Genomic DNA, 16465 nt, shown 5'->3' with positions numbered 1-16465 from the left:
GATGACCCAGCAGTTCTACGTATCGCCTGAACAACTGATGAAGGACCGCGCGGATTTCGCGCGGAAAGGCATCGCACGCGGGCGCTCCGTGGTGGTCATCAGCTGCCGGGACGGAATCGCCCTTGTGGCCGAAAACCCCTCGCCGTCACTGCACAAGATCGGCGAGATCTACGACAAGATCGCGTTTGCGGCCGTGGGGAAATACAACGAATTCGAAAGCCTCCGCCAGGCCGGGGTGCGCTACGCGGACGTGCGCGGGTACTCCTACGACCGGGAGGACGTCACGGCCAGGGGCCTCGCGAGCGTCTACGCGCAAAGCCTGGGCGCGGTGTTCACCGCGGAACAGAAACCCTTCGAAGTCGAACTGGCGGTGGCCGAGGTGGGGTCCTCCCCGGACGCGGACCACCTCTACCGGCTGACCTTCGACGGGTCGATCGCGGACGAGAAGGGCTTCATCGTGATGGGCGGCCAGGCGGACAAGGTCTCCGAGTCCGTGGCGGCGGGCTGGCAGGTCGAGCTCGACTTCGCCGGCGCCATCAGGCTGGCCCTGGCCGGGCTCGTCGCGGACAAGGAAGCCGACACGCTGCCGGCGTCGGCCGTGGAGGTGGCGGTGCTGGACCGCGGCTCCGAAAGCAGCCGGGGCACCCGCCGCGCCTTCCGCCGGCTCGACGACGCAGACATCACGGCATTGCTGGCTGAGGAGAACTGAGATGGACAAGCGCATTTTCGGCATCGAGACCGAGTTCGGGATTTCCTACTCGAGCCCCGAGTCCCGTCCGCTGGCCCCCGAGGAGGTGGCCCGCTACCTGTTCCGCAAAGTGGTCAGCTGGGGGCGGTCCTCCAATGTGTTCCTGACCAACGGCTCCAGGCTGTACCTCGACGTCGGATCACACCCGGAGTACGCCACCGCGGAATGCGACGACCTCGCCCAGCTGATCGCCCACGACCGGGCCGGGGAACTCATCCTGGACGACCTCGTCGACGAGGCACAGGAGCGGCTCGCGGCCGAGGGCTTCAACGGCACGGTGTACCTGTTCAAGAACAACACCGACTCCGCCGGGAACTCCTACGGCAGCCACGAGAACTACCTCATCCCGCGGCGCGGGGAGTTCTCCCGGCTGGCCGAGATCCTGATTCCGTTCCTCGTGACCCGGCAGCTGATCGCCGGTGCCGGCAAGATCCTCAAGACCCCGCACGGTGCCACGTTCGCGTTCTCCCAGCGCGCCGACCACATCTGGGAGGGCGTCTCCTCAGCCACCACGCGGTCCCGCCCGATCATCAACACCCGCGACGAGCCGCATGCGGACGCCGAGTTCTACCGCCGGCTGCACGTGATCGTGGGCGACTCCAACATGTCAGAGACCACGGCCCTGCTCAAGGTCGGCACCGTTGACCTGATCCTGCGTATGATCGAGGCCGGGGTCATCATGCGCGACATGCGGATGGAGAACCCGATCCGCAGCATCCGGGAAATCTCCCACGACCTCAGCGGCCGCGCCCTGGTCCGGCTCGCCAACGGCCGGCAGCTCACCGCCCTTGAAATCCAGCGCGAGTACCTCGCCAAGGTCACCGCGTTCGTCGCGGAGCAGGGGGCCCACAACGCCCACGTCCCGCTGATCCTGGATCTCTGGGAACGCACCCTGGACGCAATCGAAAGCGGCGACACGTCCAGGATCGACACCGAGGTGGACTGGGCGATCAAGAAGAAGCTCATGGACAACTACCGCGAACGGCACAACCTGGGCCTCGACGCGCCCCGGATCGCACAGCTGGACCTGACGTACCATGACATCTCGCGCACCCGCGGGCTCTACTACCTGCTCCAGTCCCGCGGGGCCGTCCGCCGCGTGGTGGATGACACGGCGGTTAAGGATGCGGTGGACGCCCCGCCGCAGACCACCCGCGCCAAGCTCCGCGGCGACTTTGTCCGGCGGGCGCAGGAACTGGGCCGCGACTACACCGTGGACTGGGTGCATTTGAAGCTCAACGACCGCGCCCACCAGACCCTGTTGTGCAAAGACCCGTTCCGCAATGTGGACGAGCGGGTGGATGCCCTGCTGGACTCTATGGGCTGATACCCAGCTTTCCACGTTATTCTGGAGGGGTGCCGTTCGCGGCCAACGCTTGCTTTGCCGCTGGCATGTGCCCGGCGAGGCGTCCATCCTGCCCCGACGAAAGTTCTTAAGTGCGCCGACTATTAGCAATTCTTCTTCCCGGACTGCTGCTCCTGACCGCCTGCGGCGGCGGCGAACCAGCTGCCCCGGAACCCACCAGCCAGTCCGCCGGCGAGACCGCCAAGCTGGACTCCCTCAAGCTGACGGAGAACGGCGACAAGAAGGCACCAGGTGTTGAATTCACCAAACCCCTCGAGGTCAAGGAACCCACCGTCAAGGTGGTCACGGAGGGCAGCGGCGACCGGGTCAAGGCGAACCAGATCGCCTCGATCTCCATCGTTGCCCTCAACGGCAAGGACGGCTCCACCCTGGAAGACACCTTCCCGAAGGATCCCGAAGAGCTCGAACTGAACGACGAGCTCAAGACCAGCAGCGCCGTCATCTACAACGCCTTCGTTGGCGCCAAGATCGGCTCCCACCTGGCACTTGCCGTTCCGGGTGCCGCGGCCGCTGAGGGCGCAGAAGCGCAGCCCGCCCAGCTCCTCGTCGTCAAGGTGCTCTCCGCCAAGGACGCCCCCAGGGTCCTGGACAAGCCCGAGGGCGAGACCGTCACCCCGCCGGCAGGCCTGCCGGCCGTCAAGGACAATGACAAGGGCATCCCCGAGATCTCCGTCGACGGCGTCGCCGCCCCGACCGCCCTCGTCGCCCAGGACCTCATCAAGGGCACCGGCCCCGTGGTCAAGGAAACTGACACCCTCACCGTGAACTACGTCGGTGTGGCACTGGCCGGCGGCAAGGTCTTCGACTCCAGCTTCGACCGCGGCCAGAAGGCCACCTTCCCGCTCACCGGCGTCATCAAGGGCTGGACCAAGGGCCTGGCCGGCAAGACAGTCGGCTCCCGCGTCCTCCTGGTCATCCCCAAGGACCTTGCCTACCCCGACGCCACGGCTGCCAGCGGCCAGCCTGAAGGCGACCTCGTCTTCGTCGTCGACATCCTCGGCGTCAAGTAACCACCACACCCGCAGCACACAGGACCCCCTAGTAAGGAGCACCCATGTCATTTGGACAGCGCAACATTGACCGCCAGAAGCCGGAAATTGATTTCCCCGCAGGCGCCGTTCCCACGGAACTGGTCATCACCGACCTGATTGAAGGCGACGGCGCCGAAGCCAAGGCCGGCGACACCGTCTCCACCCATTACGTCGGTGTGGCCTGGTCCACCGGCGAAGAGTTCGACGCCTCCTGGGGCCGCGGCGCACCGCTGGACTTCCGCGTCGGCGTCGGCCAGGTCATCCAGGGCTGGGACCAGGGCCTGCTGGGCATGAAGGTCGGCGGCCGACGCCGCCTGGAAATCCCCTCGGAGCTGGCCTACGGCTCCCGTGGCGCCGGCGGAGCGATCGGTCCCAACGAGGCCCTCATCTTCGTCGTCGACCTTGTCGCCGTCCGCTAGCACACAGAACACGTCAAAGCGCGGTAACAATCGGAGAAGTTCTTCCGGCTGTTACCGCGCTTTTGTCAGTTTCGGGCGGGGACTTTAGTACCCTTGCGGGGTGTCAGCCTCACGTACCGAACGCCTCCTGAACCTGCTCATTGCCCTGCTCAACACCAGGTACGGCCTGCGGCGCAGTCAACTGCGCGACAAGGTCTACCACGACACCACCAGCACCGACGTCGCCTTCGGCCGGATGTTCGAACGCGACAAGGTCGAGCTGCGGCGGTTCGGGTTCGACGTCGAGACCGTCACGGACAAAGGCTGGGGCTCGGACGATCCCGCGACCACCCGCTACCGGATCGGCAAGGAATCCAACAGGCTTCCGGACGTCAGCCTCACCCCGGCAGAATGCACCGTGCTTATCCTCGCCGCCCAGCTCTGGGAGCATGCCGCCCTGGGTTCCGCGGCCGTCAACGCGGTGCGCAAACTGCGGGCCTCCGGCGGCATGGTCGACGCCGAACTCCCCGCCGGGCTCCAGCCGCGGATCCGGCCGGCCGGCCAGGCCTTCGAGGACCTCGTCGCCGCCATGCACTCCCAGCACCCCGTCAGCTTCCGTTACCTCGCCGGCAGCACCGGCAAGGAGGAAACGCGGCTGGTGGAGCCCTGGGGCCTCGGCAGCCGCTTCGGCCAGTGGTACCTCGTCGCCCATGACAGGACCCGCGGGGACAAGCGCTTCTTCCGTCTCTCCCGCCTCACCTCCGCCGTGACCGTCCTGGAAAAGGAAAGCTTCACGCCTCCGGCTGATTTCAACGTCCGGGCCGAACTGGCCGGGCTGGCGGAGCTGCCGGTCCGGGCCGCCGTCGTCGACGTCGATGCCGGCACGCTGCGCGGGCTCCGCAAACGGGCCCTCCGGGATCCGGTACCGGAAGCCGGCGCGGGACTGCCCCCGGCCGGGCGGGACCGCCTCAGCGTGCCGTACCGGGACGCCGAGACCCTCGCGGAGGAGCTCGCCTCCTACGGTCCCCGGGTCCGCGTTATGACCCCGCCCGAACTCGTCACGTCCGTGCGCCGCCGCCTCGCCGCCGCCGCTGAGTTCGCGGCGGCGCCCGTTCCGCCGATCGCTTTCCCGGCGTTCGGCCCGGCAGCCGCTTCCTTTCCAGGGGGGGCGCCCCGGCAGGGCCGCAAACGCACGTCCGAGGACCAACTGGCGCGGATGCTGCAGCTCGTGCCGTTCCTGGTGCACAACCAGGGCCTGCACATCAGTGAAGTAGCGGCAAACTTCGGCATCACCCGCAAGGAACTGGAAGCGGACCTGCGGATCCTGATCTGCTCCGGCCTGCCCGAGGGCTACCCGGATGACCTGCTGGACATCCAGTGGGACGACGACCACGTCACCATCACCCAGGACCTCGACCTGAACCGGCCGGTCCGCTTCACCGTGGAGGAAGCCTGCGCCCTGCTGACCGGACTGGAAACCCTCAATGGCCTGCCGCAGCTTGCCGAGGGCGGCGCGCTGGAATCCGTCACGCTCAAGCTCATGGCGGCGGCGGGGGAGGAAGGCCTCCAGGCGGCCGCCCTGTCCGGGCCGGAGGTGGTGCCTGGAAACTCCGCGGCCCTGGAAACGGCCCGCGAGGCCATCCGGACCGGTGCCCAGCTGCGGCTGCGCTACTTCTCGCCGCTCAGGGACACCGTCTCCGAACGCAACATTGACCCGCTGCGGCTCTATTCACTCGACAACACCTGGTACCTGGAGGCCTACTGCCACGCCGCGCAGGGCCTGCGGAACTTCCGGCTGGACCGGATCGAAGCCCTGGAAACCAACGGCCTGCCCGCCTCCGAGCGGTCGGCGCCGGACGGCAGTTTCCCCGTCAAGCTCTTCACCCCGAACGACGACGACACCGTCGTTGTGGTCGAACTCACCCGCCGTGGCATCGGCCTCGCCGACGAGTACTACGCGGAGCAGACGGCTCAACTGCCCGGCGGGGGCCTGCTCGCCGAAATCCGCTTCGGCAGCACGGACTGGCTGCCGATGTTCGTGGCCCAGCACGGCGGGACGGCCCGGATCCTGGCGCCGGAAGAGCTCGCGCGGGCTTCCCGCGAGTGGCTCGCCGCGGCCCTGGCCCAATATGAAGACTAGCCAGTGCGGCGGCTAGACTACTCAGCATGCCTTGGTGGTCCTGGATCGTGATCTGGATAGCGCTCGTCGCGCTGTCGCTGTTGTTCTTCGTCGTGCTCGGGGTCCGGCTGTTCCGGAAGTTCATGGCCACGGTCAAGGAACTCGGGGAAGCGGGGGAGCGGTTCTCCGCCTTCCCGTCCGGCCCGCTCACCTCCGGTTCAGCTGATGTTCATGTGGGCCGGGTAGGTTCGGACGGCGGCGATGCGGGCGGCCAGTCCGGACCGCGTGCTGTACCCGGGTCCGCCGTTTTTGCCTCACCTGTTCAGATGGGGCATGACTACCGCGCATCCAACTTCGCCCGCCAGGAAGCCCGCCGCACGCGGCGCGTCCAGCGCAAGAAGGACCGTGGGCAGCCCCAGCGGCTGAACGACATCGAATTCAGTTAGACGTAGGATGTACTCAAACGAAAGGACCTCCTGTCATGAGGCTTGAAGGCTGGCATCTCATCATCATCATCGTCCTGGCACTGGTGCTTTTCGCTGCACCGAAGCTGCCCGGCATGGCCCGGAGCCTTGGCCAGTCCATGCGCATCTTCAAGTCCGAAGTCCGGGAGATGAAGAAGGACGGCGCCACGGAGGCCACTGACGGTTCTGAGCCCGTCGAGGGCCGGGTCGTGAACCACCCGAAGCCCGCCGGCACGGAAACCCGCGCCGCAGACGGAACCGACGTTCCGCCGCCGAACCGCGCCTAATACCGCGTGGCAGTAACCATGGGCCGCCGGTCGAACCCCGAGGGGAGGATGGCGCTCCTCGATCACCTCAAAGAGCTGCGGAACCGTCTCTTCAAGTCCGCAATCGCCGTCGTGCTGGGTACCGTCGTCGGATTCCTCGTCTACCAGCCCATGCTTGCGGCGCTGATCAAACCGATCAGCGACCTCAACACACATGAGGGCCGGCAGGCGACGCTGAACTTCGACGGCGTGGCAAGTTCTTTTGACCTGATGATCCAGGTCTCCGTCTTCCTCGGCCTGATCGTCGCCAGCCCGGTCTGGCTCTACCAGCTGTGGGCATTCATCGTCCCCGGCCTGCACAAGAAGGAACGCCGGATGGCCCTGTCCTTCGTTGCTGCCGCCGTCCCGCTCTTTGTGGGCGGTGTCCTGCTGGCGTGGCTGGTGCTTCCCAACGCCGTCCGTGTGCTGACCGATTTCACCCCGACCGGCGGCTCCAACTTCATCAGCGCCCAGGTCTATCTGTCCTTCGTCCTGCGGCTCCTGCTGGCCTTCGGCATCGCCTTCCTGCTGCCGGTGATCCTCGTCGGACTGAACCTGGCGGGATTCGTCAAGGGCAAGCAGCTCGTCAAGAGCTGGCGCATCACCGTCTTTTTGGTCTGCCTCTTCGCCGCCATGGCCGCGCCCGGAGCCGACGCGATGAGCATGTTCTACCTTGCCGGGCCCATGCTCCTGCTCTTCTTCGCCGCCATCGGGCTGTGCCTGCTCAACGACCGCCGGCGTGAACGGCGTGCCGTCAAACGGGCCGCCGAGACCGAGGCCACCGCGGACCAGGCAACTCCCAGCTCCGAGCTGGAGAATCTCTAGCCCTTGGCGCACTAGGCTGGAAGCATGTCCTCACTACCCGGGCCGGAATCGCCGTCTGAACGCTACCGAGCCAGTGCCGAGCGGGCCGCAGAAGCCAAAACCTATCTGGGCGGCTTCATCCGTTCGCTCGCTTTCGAACTCGACGACTTCCAGCGTGAAGCCTGCCTGTCCCTCCAGGCCGGCCGTGGCGTCCTGGTGGCCGCCCCCACAGGTGCCGGCAAGACGATCGTGGGGGAGTTCGCCATCTACCTCGCGCTCCAGCGCGGACTCAAGGCCTTCTACACCACCCCGATCAAGGCCCTGTCCAACCAGAAGTACTCGGAGCTGGCGGACAAGTACGGTGCCGACCGGGTGGGGCTGCTGACCGGCGATACCAGCATCAACGGCGACGCCCCGGTCGTGGTGATGACCACCGAGGTGCTCCGCAACATGCTCTACGCCGACTCCAGCACCCTCAGCGACCTCGGCTACGTCGTCATGGACGAGGTCCACTATCTCGCGGACCGCTTCCGCGGCGCCGTCTGGGAGGAGGTCATCATCCACCTCCCCAGCGAGGTCCAGGTCGCCTCGCTCAGCGCCACCGTTTCCAACGCCGAGGAGTTCGGCGCCTGGCTGGACACGGTGCGCGGCCAGACCGACGTCATCGTCTCCGAGCACCGGCCCGTGCCGCTGTGGCAGCACGTCATGGTGGGCCGGAAGATCGTGGATCTCTTCGCCGGCGACACGAGCTTCGATGAGATCGCCCCGGCCGGTGAGGCCGCAGTGTCCGCCGCCGCCGTGTCCGCCGCCGGCACTACGGAAACCGCCGGCCCCAAGGCCGTCATCACCGAGCGCCCCGGCTTCGAGGTCAACCCCGAGCTGCTCTCCATGGCCCGCGCCGAGAGCCAGATGAACTTCCGCGGACGCTTCGGCCACGGCGGCCGCAACCAGCGGCGCCAGAGCAGCCGGCGTGACGACGACCCGCAGGGCGGGCCGCGCAGCCCCGTCCGGAAGGCCAGCCGCCCCCAGGTCATCGCCAGCCTGGACCGGCAGGACCTCCTGCCGGCGATCACCTTCATCTTTTCCCGCGCCGGCTGCGATGCCGCCGTGGCGCAGTGCGTCGCTGCCGGCCTGTGGTTGACCACCGAACAGGAACAGCTCATCATTGCGCGGCGTGTTGATGAGGCAGCGCAGGACATCCCCTCCGACGACCTGGACGTCCTGGGCTTCTGGAGCTGGCGCGACGGGCTGCTCCGCGGGCTGGCGGCCCACCACGCCGGCATGCTGCCCACTTTCAAGGAAGTGGTGGAGAAACTCTTTGTCGACGGCCTGGTCAAGGCCGTGTTCGCGACCGAAACCCTCGCGCTCGGCGTCAACATGCCGGCGCGTTCCGTCGTGCTGGAAAAGCTCGACAAGTTCAATGGCGAGGCGCACGTGAACATCACCGCGGGGGAGTACACGCAGCTGACCGGACGCGCCGGCCGCCGCGGGATCGACGTCGAGGGCCACGCCGTCGTCCTGTGGCAGCCGGGCACGGATCCGGCGGCCGTTGCCGGCCTCGCCTCGCGGCGCACGTACCCGCTGAATTCCAGCTTCCGGCCCACATACAACATGTCCATCAACCTCCTGGCGCAGTTCGGCCGGCCCCGGGCCCGGGAGATCCTGGAGTCCTCTTTCGCCCAGTTCCAGGCCGACCGCTCGGTCGTCGGGCTGGCGAAGCAGGTGCGCGGCCGCGAAGAGTCCCTGGCCGGCTTCAGCAAGGCGATGAGCTGCCACCTGGGGGACTTCACCGACTACTCGCGGCTCCGGCGGGCGCTCTCCGATGCGGAGAAGAACGCCTCGACGACCAGTTCCCGGGCCAGGAAGTCCGTGACCGAGGACTCCCTGAGCCGGCTGCTCCCCGGGGACGTGGTGGATGTGCCCACCGGGCGGGCGCCCGGACTCGCCGTCGTCCTCAGCTCCGACCACCACTCCCGCGAACCACGGCCCGCCGTCATGACCCTGGACAACCAGTTGCGCCGGATCGGCACCCAGGATGTGGAAGGGCCGCTGTCTCCCATCACCAGGGTCCGGATCCCGAAGTCCTTCAACGCCAAGGTGCCCAAGTCACGGCGTGACCTGGCGTCCTCCGTGCGCAACGCCCTTCGGGAGAACCGGCCGCCGGCGCCGCCGGGCCGCAACGACGACTTTGGCCGCGCCGCCGCCCAGCCGGACCAGGAAAAGAAGATCGCCGAGCTGCGCCGTGAGCTCCGCGCCCACCCCTGCCATGGCTGCAGCGAACGCGAGGACCATGCGCGCTGGTCCGAGCGCTACTGGAAGCTCCGGCAGGAGACCGACGGGCTGGTCCGCCAGATCCAGGGCCGCACCAACACGATCGCCAAGACCTTCGACCGGGTCTGCGGAGTCCTGTCCAGCTACGGCTACCTGGAAACCGCCGACGACGGGGTGCTCACCATCAGCCCCGACGGACAGCGTCTGCGCCGGATCTACGGCGAAAAGGACCTGCTGATTTCGCAGTCCCTGCGGCTGGGCGCCTTCGGCGACCTTGACGCCGCGGAGGTCGCCGCCCTGGCCAGCGTCCTGGTCTACCAGGCCAAGCGTGAGGACCGCGGACTCCGGCCCAAGATGCCGAGCATTGCACTGGAATCCGCCGTCGACATTGTGGTCCATGAATGGTCCGCCCTGGAGGACGTCGAGGAAGCCAGCAAGCTCCCGCTGACCGGCGAACCCGAACTCGGCCTGGTCTGGCCGATCTTCAAGTGGGCCAAGGGCCGGCACCTGCAGGACGTCCTCAGCGGCACGGACCTGGCCGCAGGCGACTTTGTCCGGTGGGTGAAACAGGTCATCGACCTGCTGGACCAGCTGGCAAAAATCCCGACGCTGGACCCGCGGGTCTCCCGGCTGTGCGGCGAAGCAATCAAACTCATCAAGCGCGGCGTCGTCGCGTATTCCTCCGTGGCCTGACTGCCACGGCCGCCCGGCCAAACCCTCCCCACCGTCGTCGAACACGTCCGGCCCGTGCCGGTCACCAGTTGCAAGGAGTCCCAGACCCATGACCGATTCACCGGCCGCCCCCGCGCCGCGCAAGGTAACGCTGTACAGGAACGGCTCCGTCTACACCGCCGCTGATCCCTTTGCGTCGGCGATGCTGGTCGACGGCGACACCGTCGCGTGGGTCGGTTCCGAGCAGGCGGCCACCTCGATCGCCGACGCCTCGATGGAGGTCATCGACCTGCACGGGGCGCTCCTCGCCCCCGGTTTCGTCGACTCCCATGTCCATCTCACCGAAACAGGCATCGCCCTGGACTCCCTGCAGCTCGGCAGCGTCCGCTCCGCCCGGGAACTGCTCGACGCCGTCGCCGGCTTCTGCGCCGCCGCTGCCAGCGAGGGCGGCGCCGTGCTGGGTCACGGCTGGGACGAGACCCGGTGGACGGACCCGGCACTGCCCTCCCGCGAGGAACTCGAACGTGCCGCCGGCGGGCGCAACGTCTACCTCTCCCGCGTCGACGTGCACTCGGCCCTTGTGTCCACGTCGCTGGCGGCAGCCGCCGGCCTCGACGGGATCGACGGCTCCGGTGCCGGCAGCCAGGTCAAGAGTGCCGCCCACACCGCCGCCCGGCTGGCGACGCGCCACTTGCCCGCCGCGGCGCTCCGGAGCTACCAGCAGCAGGCCCTCACCGAGGCGGCAGCCAACGGCTATGTGGCCGTCGCGGAAATGGCGGCACCGCACATCGGCAGCATTGAAGACCTCCGGCTCGCCGCCGCCTGGAACACGGGCCCGGACGCCGTCCCGGAAATCCTGCCGTACTGGGGCGAGCTGGCCACCTCGGCGGACCACGCCCGGTCCATCCTCGACGGCCTGGGCGTGCCCGTGCTGGGGCTGGCGGGCGACCTGAACATGGACGGCTCGATCGGTTCGCGGACCGCGGCCCTGCGGGCGGACTACAGCGACGCCCCGGGGGAGCGCGGGAGCGTGTACCTCTCGGTCGCGGAGGCCGCGGCACACGTGGCCGCGTGCTCGCTGCTGGGCATCCAGGCAGGATTCCATGTGATCGGCGACGCCGGCCTCGACGCCGCGCTGGACGCCCTGGACCAGGCGGCGGCGGAAGTCGGCGAGCAGAAGGTCCGGGCCGCCGGCCACCGCCTCGAACACGTCGAACTCGCCGACGCCGAATCCATCCGCAGGCTGGCCGCGTACTCCGTCACCGTCAGCGCCCAGCCCGGCTTCGATGCTGCCTGGGGCGGCGAGGACGGTCTCTACCGGCAGCGCCTGGGCTCCCGGCGGGTCGGCATGAACCCCTTTGCGTCCTTCTACGCCGCCGGCGTCCCTATCTCCTTTGGCAGCGACAGCCCGGTCACGCCCCTGCGGCCGTGGGCCAGCGTCCGGGCCTGCCTGCAGCACAACAACCCCGCGGAACAGATCTCGGCCCGCGCAGCGTTCCTGGGCCATACGCGGGCCGGCTGGCGCGCTGCCCGGTACCGGAACCCGATGGCCGGCCAGCTGGTACCCGGCGCCCCCGCCAGCTTTGCCGTGTGGGAAGTCGATGAGCTTATGGTCCAGGTCGCTGACGGCCGGGTCCAGTCCTGGAGCACGGACCCCCGGGCCCGGACGCCGCTGCTGCCCGCGCTGGACACCGGCTCCGAGCCGGCCTGCCTGCAGACCGTCAGGGACGGCCGCGAGCTGTTCGCCAGCGGCTCCCTGCGGGGCTGACCGCCAGCCGGCCCGGCCGGTGCCACACCGAAACTTCGACAGGCTTGAGGCGCCCCTGACCTGCGACGATGGATGAATCGGCAGGTCACGGAGCGGTTGACAGATCGGGGCGTGCCCGTAGCATTGAGGGTCAACGGAGGGTTGCGTAAGGCGCAGACTCCGGACGTCCCCCCGGTCAGGTCCAGTTGCCGCAAGCGCGGCAGCTCCCTTGGCCGTGGCCATGGGTACCCCCAGGGGGCGGGTCCACTTCGCAGCAGAAAACGGTTCCGGCGGCGCTTTCCGCGGGCTGCCGGAACTGGCCCGAAGCGGGTGGACCTGCCCGGGGGCCGGCATCGGCCCCCGGAGGGTCCGGCGACTCCCTATAATGGAGAGTTGCGCCTGGTGTCAGCTCCTGAGTGACCGCCCGGCGTTTGACCGCTCCCTTCAAGGAAAGGCCTCGCTGTGCGTGTCCTCACGATCATCCCGACCTACAACGAGCTGGAATCGTTGCCCAAGACCCTCGGGCGCCTGCGCACGGCTGTGCCAGGCTCCGACGTCCTGGTTGTCGACGACAACAGCCCCGACGGCACCGGGCAGCTGGCGGACCGCTTCGCCGCCGAGGACAGCCAGGTCCATGTCCTGCACCGTGCGGGCAAAGCCGGACTCGGAGCGGCATACATCGCCGGTTTCAAGTGGGGCCTCGACGCCGGTTACGACGTCCTCGTCGAGATGGACGCCGACGGCTCGCACCAGCCGGAGCAGCTTCCCCAGCTGCTGGAGGCCGTGGAACAGGGTGCCGACCTCGCCATGGGCTCCCGCTGGGTACCCGGCGGGAGTGTCGTCAACTGGCCCCTGTACCGGCAGGCGATTTCCCGGGTGGGCAGCACCTACGCCCGGATCCTGCTGGGCCTGAAAATCAAGGACGTCACCGGGGGCTTCCGTGCGTTCCGCCGGAGCACCCTGGAGAAGCTGAACCTGGACGCCGTCGACTCAGTCGGGTACGGCTTCCAGGTGGACCTCGCCTGGCGCGTGGCCAAGCTTGGCCTGACGATTGTCGAACGCCCCATCACTTTCGTCGAGCGTGAGCTGGGCGCCTCGAAGATGAGCGGAAACATCGTGGTCGAAGCCATGATCAATGTGACGAAGTGGGGCCTGGCCGCCCGCTGGAACACGCTCTCCGGGAAAATCACCGGCAAGGCTGCCGCCAAGTAGTCCCCCTAACGAAGCAACGCGGGGTCACTTCCGGCCCATCCGATGCGTCGGGATGGGCTGGAAGTGACCCCGCGTTGTGTGAAACGGCGGGTGCGCGGGCTGTTTAGGCCGAGCGCCGTTCGCCGCGGCGTTCGCGCAGGATCGTCAAGCGGTCTTCGAGGATCTGCTCGAGTTCGGGCAGCGACCGGCGTTCCAGGAGCATGTCCCAGTGCGTGCGGACTGCCTTTTCGTTGAGGTTCACAGGGCGTTCGCCGTCGACGAGCAAGGCTTCCTTGCCGGTCTTGGATACCCATACCGGGGGGATCTCCGCTTCGGAGGAGAAGGTCACGAATACCTGTTCGCCGTCCGCGCAACGGTACTCAACCCGCTGGCGCGGAGCCGGTTCGACACCGGATTCGGTCTCCATGCTCTGTGCGCCAAGGCGCATACCCCGCAGGCTGCGATCGCTCATCTTTTCTCCCTCTATTCGGTTCGCAGGGTCATGCCCTGCGTTAGCCGGGGGCTGTGAGGCCGCGCCGGACTACTGTTTGCATCGCGCCGTCTCACGGGACCCATACCGGACATATCGTCACTGGATTAAACGCTTTGCGAAGCTTAATTGTTCCGCCGGACTGAACCAGCCGGACAAATACCCAAGTATACGGGCACAGACCACCCCTGGTAAAGCCGGCAGGGACCTGGCAGCGGTTCCGGACAAGCGAAAAGGGAGCACCCGGCGAGCGGGTACTCCCTTCTTTCCTTGAAACGCTTAGGCCTCCGGCGCAGCCGGCCTGGCAGCGGAGGGTTCCGCCGCGGCGTCGGAACCGGGGCCGAACAGCCCGTCATTGGACTGGGCGTCCTTGCTGCCGCCGAGCGCGTTCCCGATGCCCTTGAGGGCCTCGCCGACCTCACTTGGGATGATCCACAGCTTGTTCGCCGAGCCCTCTGCGATCTTCGGGAGGGTCTGCAGGTACTGGTAGGCCAGGAGCTTCTGGTCGGGGTTGCCCTTGTGGATCGCGTCGAACACCTTTTGGATGGCCTGGGCCTCGCCGTCGGCCCGCAGGATCGCCGCCTTCGCGTCGCCTTCGGCCTTCAGGATCGAGGACTGCCGCTGGCCTTCTGCGGTGAGGATGGCGGACTGCTTGGTGCCTTCCGCGGTGAGGATGGCGGCGCGGCGGTCACGCTCGGCGCGCATCTGCTTCTCCATCGAATCCTGGATGGAGTGGGGCGGATCGATTGCCTTGAGTTCCACCCGGGAGACACGGATGCCCCAGCGGCCGGTCGCTTCGTCCAGCACGCCGCGGAGCTGCCCGTTGATCTGGTCACGTGAGGTCAGGGCCTCTTCGAGGTTCAGGCCGCCAACGACGTTTCGGAGCGTCGTGGTGGTGAGCTGCTCGACCGCCTGGATGTAGTTGGCGATCTCATAGGTTGCCGCCCGTGCGTCGGTGACCTGGAAGTAGACCACCGTGTCGATGGAGACGACGAGGTTGTCCTCGGTGATCACCGGCTGCGGCGGGAAGGAGACCACCTGTTCACGCAGGTCAAGCAGCGGCAGCAGCCGGTCCACGAACGGGATCAGGATCGTGAGGCCGGGGTTCAGCGTCCGCTGGTACTTGCCCAGCCGTTCGACGACGCCGGCACGGGCCTGCGGGACAATCCGCACCGACCGGACCAGCACAATTATTACGAACGCAACGAGAACCAGCAGCACGATTGCGACTGCGATATCCATACATCACCTATTCCCCGGATTGGTCTTGCTATGGTGTGCGGCGGTGTCCCGCCGCGTCCCCGGCGCCGGTGGCGGCAGCCGGAATTCTTGTGCGGGCTATTGGATGGCGGTTTCCGGCTGCGGGGCAACGACGGCGGTGGCGCCGTCGATCGCGCTGACGATTGCATGCTGGCCGGGGGCCAGCACTCCGGTCTCAGAACGGGCGCTCCAAACGTCGCCGCCGATTTTGACGAGCCCGCCGCTGGCACTGACGGGCTCCATCACGAGGGCGGATTCGCCGATCAGCCGCTCAACATTGCTCCGACGGTCAGCCGGGCCCTTATGGAGGTGCTTGAGCGCAAGGGGCCGGACGAAGCCGATCATCAGAAGGGACACCACGCAGAACGCCACGATTTGCAGGCCGAGGTCGACGCCGGCGAAGGATGCCACCAGCCCGGCAAGGGCTCCGCCGCCGAGCATGATGAAGAACAGGTCCAGGGTGAGCATCTCCACCACGGCGAACACCAGGAACACGGTGAGCCATAACGCCCACCAATTTTCAGGCAGCCATTCGAACATCATTTCCCCCTTCGCACCGGGATCTGCAGGGGCAGACCCTCAGTAACTGTGATTCCATCCTAAGCCGAACGGCCGCGCGCGCGGAGGGCCAAGGAACGCAGTTGATGAAAGTGCCCAAGTCGTTACCTTCGGGCAGCCCGGCGGGCTAGCGGAGCGGTTCGAAGACACCGATCCGGAACCGGGCCGACACGGCGGTGAGCGGCGGCAGGCCGGCCGCGAGGGTTCCCAACGCGGCCCGGTCAAGGTGGTGCCCGGCCGGGCCCATGAGGGCCAGCCGGGCGACGTCGTCCGGGGACAGCAGGAGGGGCACATCCAGGTCGTCGGCGGAGAGCGCCAAAAAGTGCCCTTCCAGGGAGGCAGCGAGCCGTTCGTCCTTGGCCGGGTCGATGCCGAGCATGCCGGCCTGGCCGGCGACCTCCTCCAGGTGTCCCGGCCGCGGAGTGACCACTATCAGCCGGCCGCCGGGGCGGAGGACCCTGGCAAACTCAACTGCGTTGCGTGGCGCGAAGACCACGGTGACGAGGTCGACTCTGCCGTCGGCCACCGGCAGCGGCTGCCACACGTCGCCGACGAGGTTCACGGCCTCGGGGTTCAGCTTTGCGGCCCGGCGGAGGGCGAACTTTGAAATATCAAGGCCAATCGCCCGGGCGGGCGTCCGGTCCTGCGCCGCCCGGTCCAGCACGGCACGGAGGTAGTGGCCGGTCCCTGTTCCGGCGTCCAGCACGGTCCCGGGGGATCGCGGCGTACCCCCGGCGAGGGTGCGCGCGGCCAGTTCCGCCACGGCGTCGGCGAGGGGACGGTAGTGGCCGGCGGAGAGGAAATCGAAGCGTGCTGCCACCATGTCGGCCGTGTCCGCTTCGAAGACGGTGCCTTTGCCCACGAGGAAGTTGAAGTACCCCTGCTTTGCCGCGTCGAAGCTGTGGCCGCCCTGACACACCAGGGTGCGTCCGCCGCCGTCCTTGAAGGCGAGCCTGTCCCGGCAGACCGGGCACAGGAGGGAGTCGGCGGAGACAGGGGGCATAGTGTCCATCCTAGGGGCGGCGCGTCGCGGACGGCCGC

General features: G+C 67.8%; 15 protein-coding genes. 11 read left to right on the top strand and 4 right to left on the bottom strand.

Features of this window, described 5'->3' with window-relative positions; all coding sequences use genetic code 11:
- Window position 1: 1 nt before the first annotated feature.
- From prcA to ACZY0Y_RS05055, 11 genes are all read left to right on the top strand, one after another.
- Window positions 2-709, top strand: a complete 708-nt coding sequence (gene prcA, locus ACZY0Y_RS05105) for a proteasome subunit alpha (RefSeq protein ID WP_463885022.1) — start codon at window positions 2-4, stop codon at window positions 707-709.
- 1 nt (window position 710) lies between these two features.
- Window positions 711-2075: a Pup--protein ligase gene (gene pafA, locus ACZY0Y_RS05100; RefSeq protein ID WP_463957011.1), complete on the top strand. Its 1365-nt coding sequence runs from the start codon at window positions 711-713 to the stop codon at window positions 2073-2075.
- Window positions 2076-2185: 110 nt separating this feature from the next.
- Complete coding sequence (locus tag ACZY0Y_RS05095) at window positions 2186-3124, top strand: FKBP-type peptidyl-prolyl cis-trans isomerase (RefSeq protein ID WP_463957010.1); 939 nt, start codon at window positions 2186-2188, stop codon at window positions 3122-3124.
- Window positions 3125-3168: 44 nt separating this feature from the next.
- On the top strand, window positions 3169-3564 hold the full coding sequence (locus ACZY0Y_RS05090) for an FKBP-type peptidyl-prolyl cis-trans isomerase (RefSeq protein ID WP_463957009.1): 396 nt from the start codon (window positions 3169-3171) through the stop codon (window positions 3562-3564).
- A 100-nt stretch (window positions 3565-3664) separates the two neighbouring features.
- Window positions 3665-5683 (top strand): helix-turn-helix transcriptional regulator, encoded by a 2019-nt coding sequence (locus tag ACZY0Y_RS05085; RefSeq protein WP_463957008.1) that lies wholly within the window; start codon window positions 3665-3667, stop codon window positions 5681-5683.
- Window positions 5684-5709: 26 nt separating this feature from the next.
- Window positions 5710-6108: a hypothetical protein gene (locus ACZY0Y_RS05080; RefSeq protein ID WP_463885012.1), complete on the top strand. Its 399-nt coding sequence runs from the start codon at window positions 5710-5712 to the stop codon at window positions 6106-6108.
- A 35-nt stretch (window positions 6109-6143) separates the two neighbouring features.
- A complete protein-coding gene (tatA, locus tag ACZY0Y_RS05075) occupies window positions 6144-6413 on the top strand; it encodes a Sec-independent protein translocase subunit TatA (RefSeq protein ID WP_160665839.1) in 270 nt (89 codons plus the stop codon).
- A 48-nt stretch (window positions 6414-6461) separates the two neighbouring features.
- Window positions 6462-7256, top strand: coding sequence for a twin-arginine translocase subunit TatC (gene tatC / locus ACZY0Y_RS05070; RefSeq protein WP_463885010.1), 795 nt, complete (start codon window positions 6462-6464; stop codon window positions 7254-7256).
- A 24-nt stretch (window positions 7257-7280) separates the two neighbouring features.
- Window positions 7281-10199 (top strand): DEAD/DEAH box helicase, encoded by a 2919-nt coding sequence (locus tag ACZY0Y_RS05065; RefSeq protein WP_463957007.1) that lies wholly within the window; start codon window positions 7281-7283, stop codon window positions 10197-10199.
- An 88-nt stretch (window positions 10200-10287) separates the two neighbouring features.
- Window positions 10288-11946 (top strand): amidohydrolase, encoded by a 1659-nt coding sequence (locus tag ACZY0Y_RS05060; RefSeq protein ID WP_463885006.1) that lies wholly within the window; start codon window positions 10288-10290, stop codon window positions 11944-11946.
- A gap of 441 nt (window positions 11947-12387) precedes the next feature.
- Entirely contained in the window at window positions 12388-13137 is a 750-nt protein-coding gene (locus tag ACZY0Y_RS05055; protein ID WP_463885004.1) for a polyprenol monophosphomannose synthase, read from the top strand.
- A gap of 103 nt (window positions 13138-13240) precedes the next feature.
- Here ACZY0Y_RS05055 and ACZY0Y_RS05050 read toward each other — a convergent pair whose 3' ends face one another.
- The 4 genes from ACZY0Y_RS05050 to ACZY0Y_RS05035 form a co-directional block, all read right to left on the bottom strand.
- Window positions 13241-13588, bottom strand: a complete 348-nt coding sequence (locus ACZY0Y_RS05050) for an RNA polymerase-binding protein RbpA (RefSeq protein WP_024367218.1) — start codon at window positions 13586-13588, stop codon at window positions 13241-13243.
- A gap of 297 nt (window positions 13589-13885) precedes the next feature.
- Entirely contained in the window at window positions 13886-14848 is a 963-nt protein-coding gene (locus ACZY0Y_RS05045; protein ID WP_463957006.1) for an SPFH domain-containing protein, read from the bottom strand.
- Window positions 14849-14944: 96 nt separating this feature from the next.
- Window positions 14945-15406 carry an NfeD family protein gene (locus ACZY0Y_RS05040; protein ID WP_463957005.1) on the bottom strand — a complete coding sequence of 154 codons (462 nt, stop codon included), beginning with the start codon at window positions 15404-15406 and terminating at the stop codon, window positions 14945-14947.
- Between the two features lie 145 nt (window positions 15407-15551).
- Window positions 15552-16427: a methyltransferase domain-containing protein gene (locus tag ACZY0Y_RS05035; RefSeq protein WP_463957004.1), complete on the bottom strand. Its 876-nt coding sequence runs from the start codon at window positions 16425-16427 to the stop codon at window positions 15552-15554.
- Window positions 16428-16465 lie beyond the last annotated feature (38 nt).

It is taken from the genome of Pseudarthrobacter kochi (assembly GCF_055412805.1).
The sequence above is the reverse complement of the archived record's forward strand: the minus strand, read 5'-3'. Positions and strand labels throughout refer to the sequence as shown.

Excerpts from the sequence above, each read along its gene's own strand:
- prcA (WP_463885022.1), top strand. The coding sequence starts at position 2 with ATGACCCAGCAGTTCTACGTATCGCCTGAACAACTGATGAAGGACCGC.
- pafA (WP_463957011.1), top strand. The coding sequence starts at position 711 with ATGGACAAGCGCATTTTCGGCATCGAGACCGAGTTCGGGATTTCCTAC.
- ACZY0Y_RS05090 (WP_463957009.1), top strand. The coding sequence starts at position 3,169 with ATGTCATTTGGACAGCGCAACATTGACCGCCAGAAGCCGGAAATTGAT.
- ACZY0Y_RS05080 (WP_463885012.1), top strand. The coding sequence starts at position 5,710 with ATGCCTTGGTGGTCCTGGATCGTGATCTGGATAGCGCTCGTCGCGCTG.
- tatA (WP_160665839.1), top strand. The coding sequence starts at position 6,144 with ATGAGGCTTGAAGGCTGGCATCTCATCATCATCATCGTCCTGGCACTG.
- tatC (WP_463885010.1), top strand. The coding sequence starts at position 6,462 with ATGGCGCTCCTCGATCACCTCAAAGAGCTGCGGAACCGTCTCTTCAAG.
- ACZY0Y_RS05065 (WP_463957007.1), top strand. The coding sequence starts at position 7,281 with ATGTCCTCACTACCCGGGCCGGAATCGCCGTCTGAACGCTACCGAGCC.
- ACZY0Y_RS05060 (WP_463885006.1), top strand. The coding sequence starts at position 10,288 with ATGACCGATTCACCGGCCGCCCCCGCGCCGCGCAAGGTAACGCTGTAC.
- ACZY0Y_RS05050 (WP_024367218.1), bottom strand. The coding sequence starts at position 13,588 with ATGAGCGATCGCAGCCTGCGGGGTATGCGCCTTGGCGCACAGAGCATG.
- ACZY0Y_RS05045 (WP_463957006.1), bottom strand. The coding sequence starts at position 14,848 with ATGGATATCGCAGTCGCAATCGTGCTGCTGGTTCTCGTTGCGTTCGTA.
- ACZY0Y_RS05040 (WP_463957005.1), bottom strand. The coding sequence starts at position 15,406 with ATGTTCGAATGGCTGCCTGAAAATTGGTGGGCGTTATGGCTCACCGTG.
- ACZY0Y_RS05035 (WP_463957004.1), bottom strand. The coding sequence starts at position 16,427 with ATGCCCCCTGTCTCCGCCGACTCCCTCCTGTGCCCGGTCTGCCGGGAC.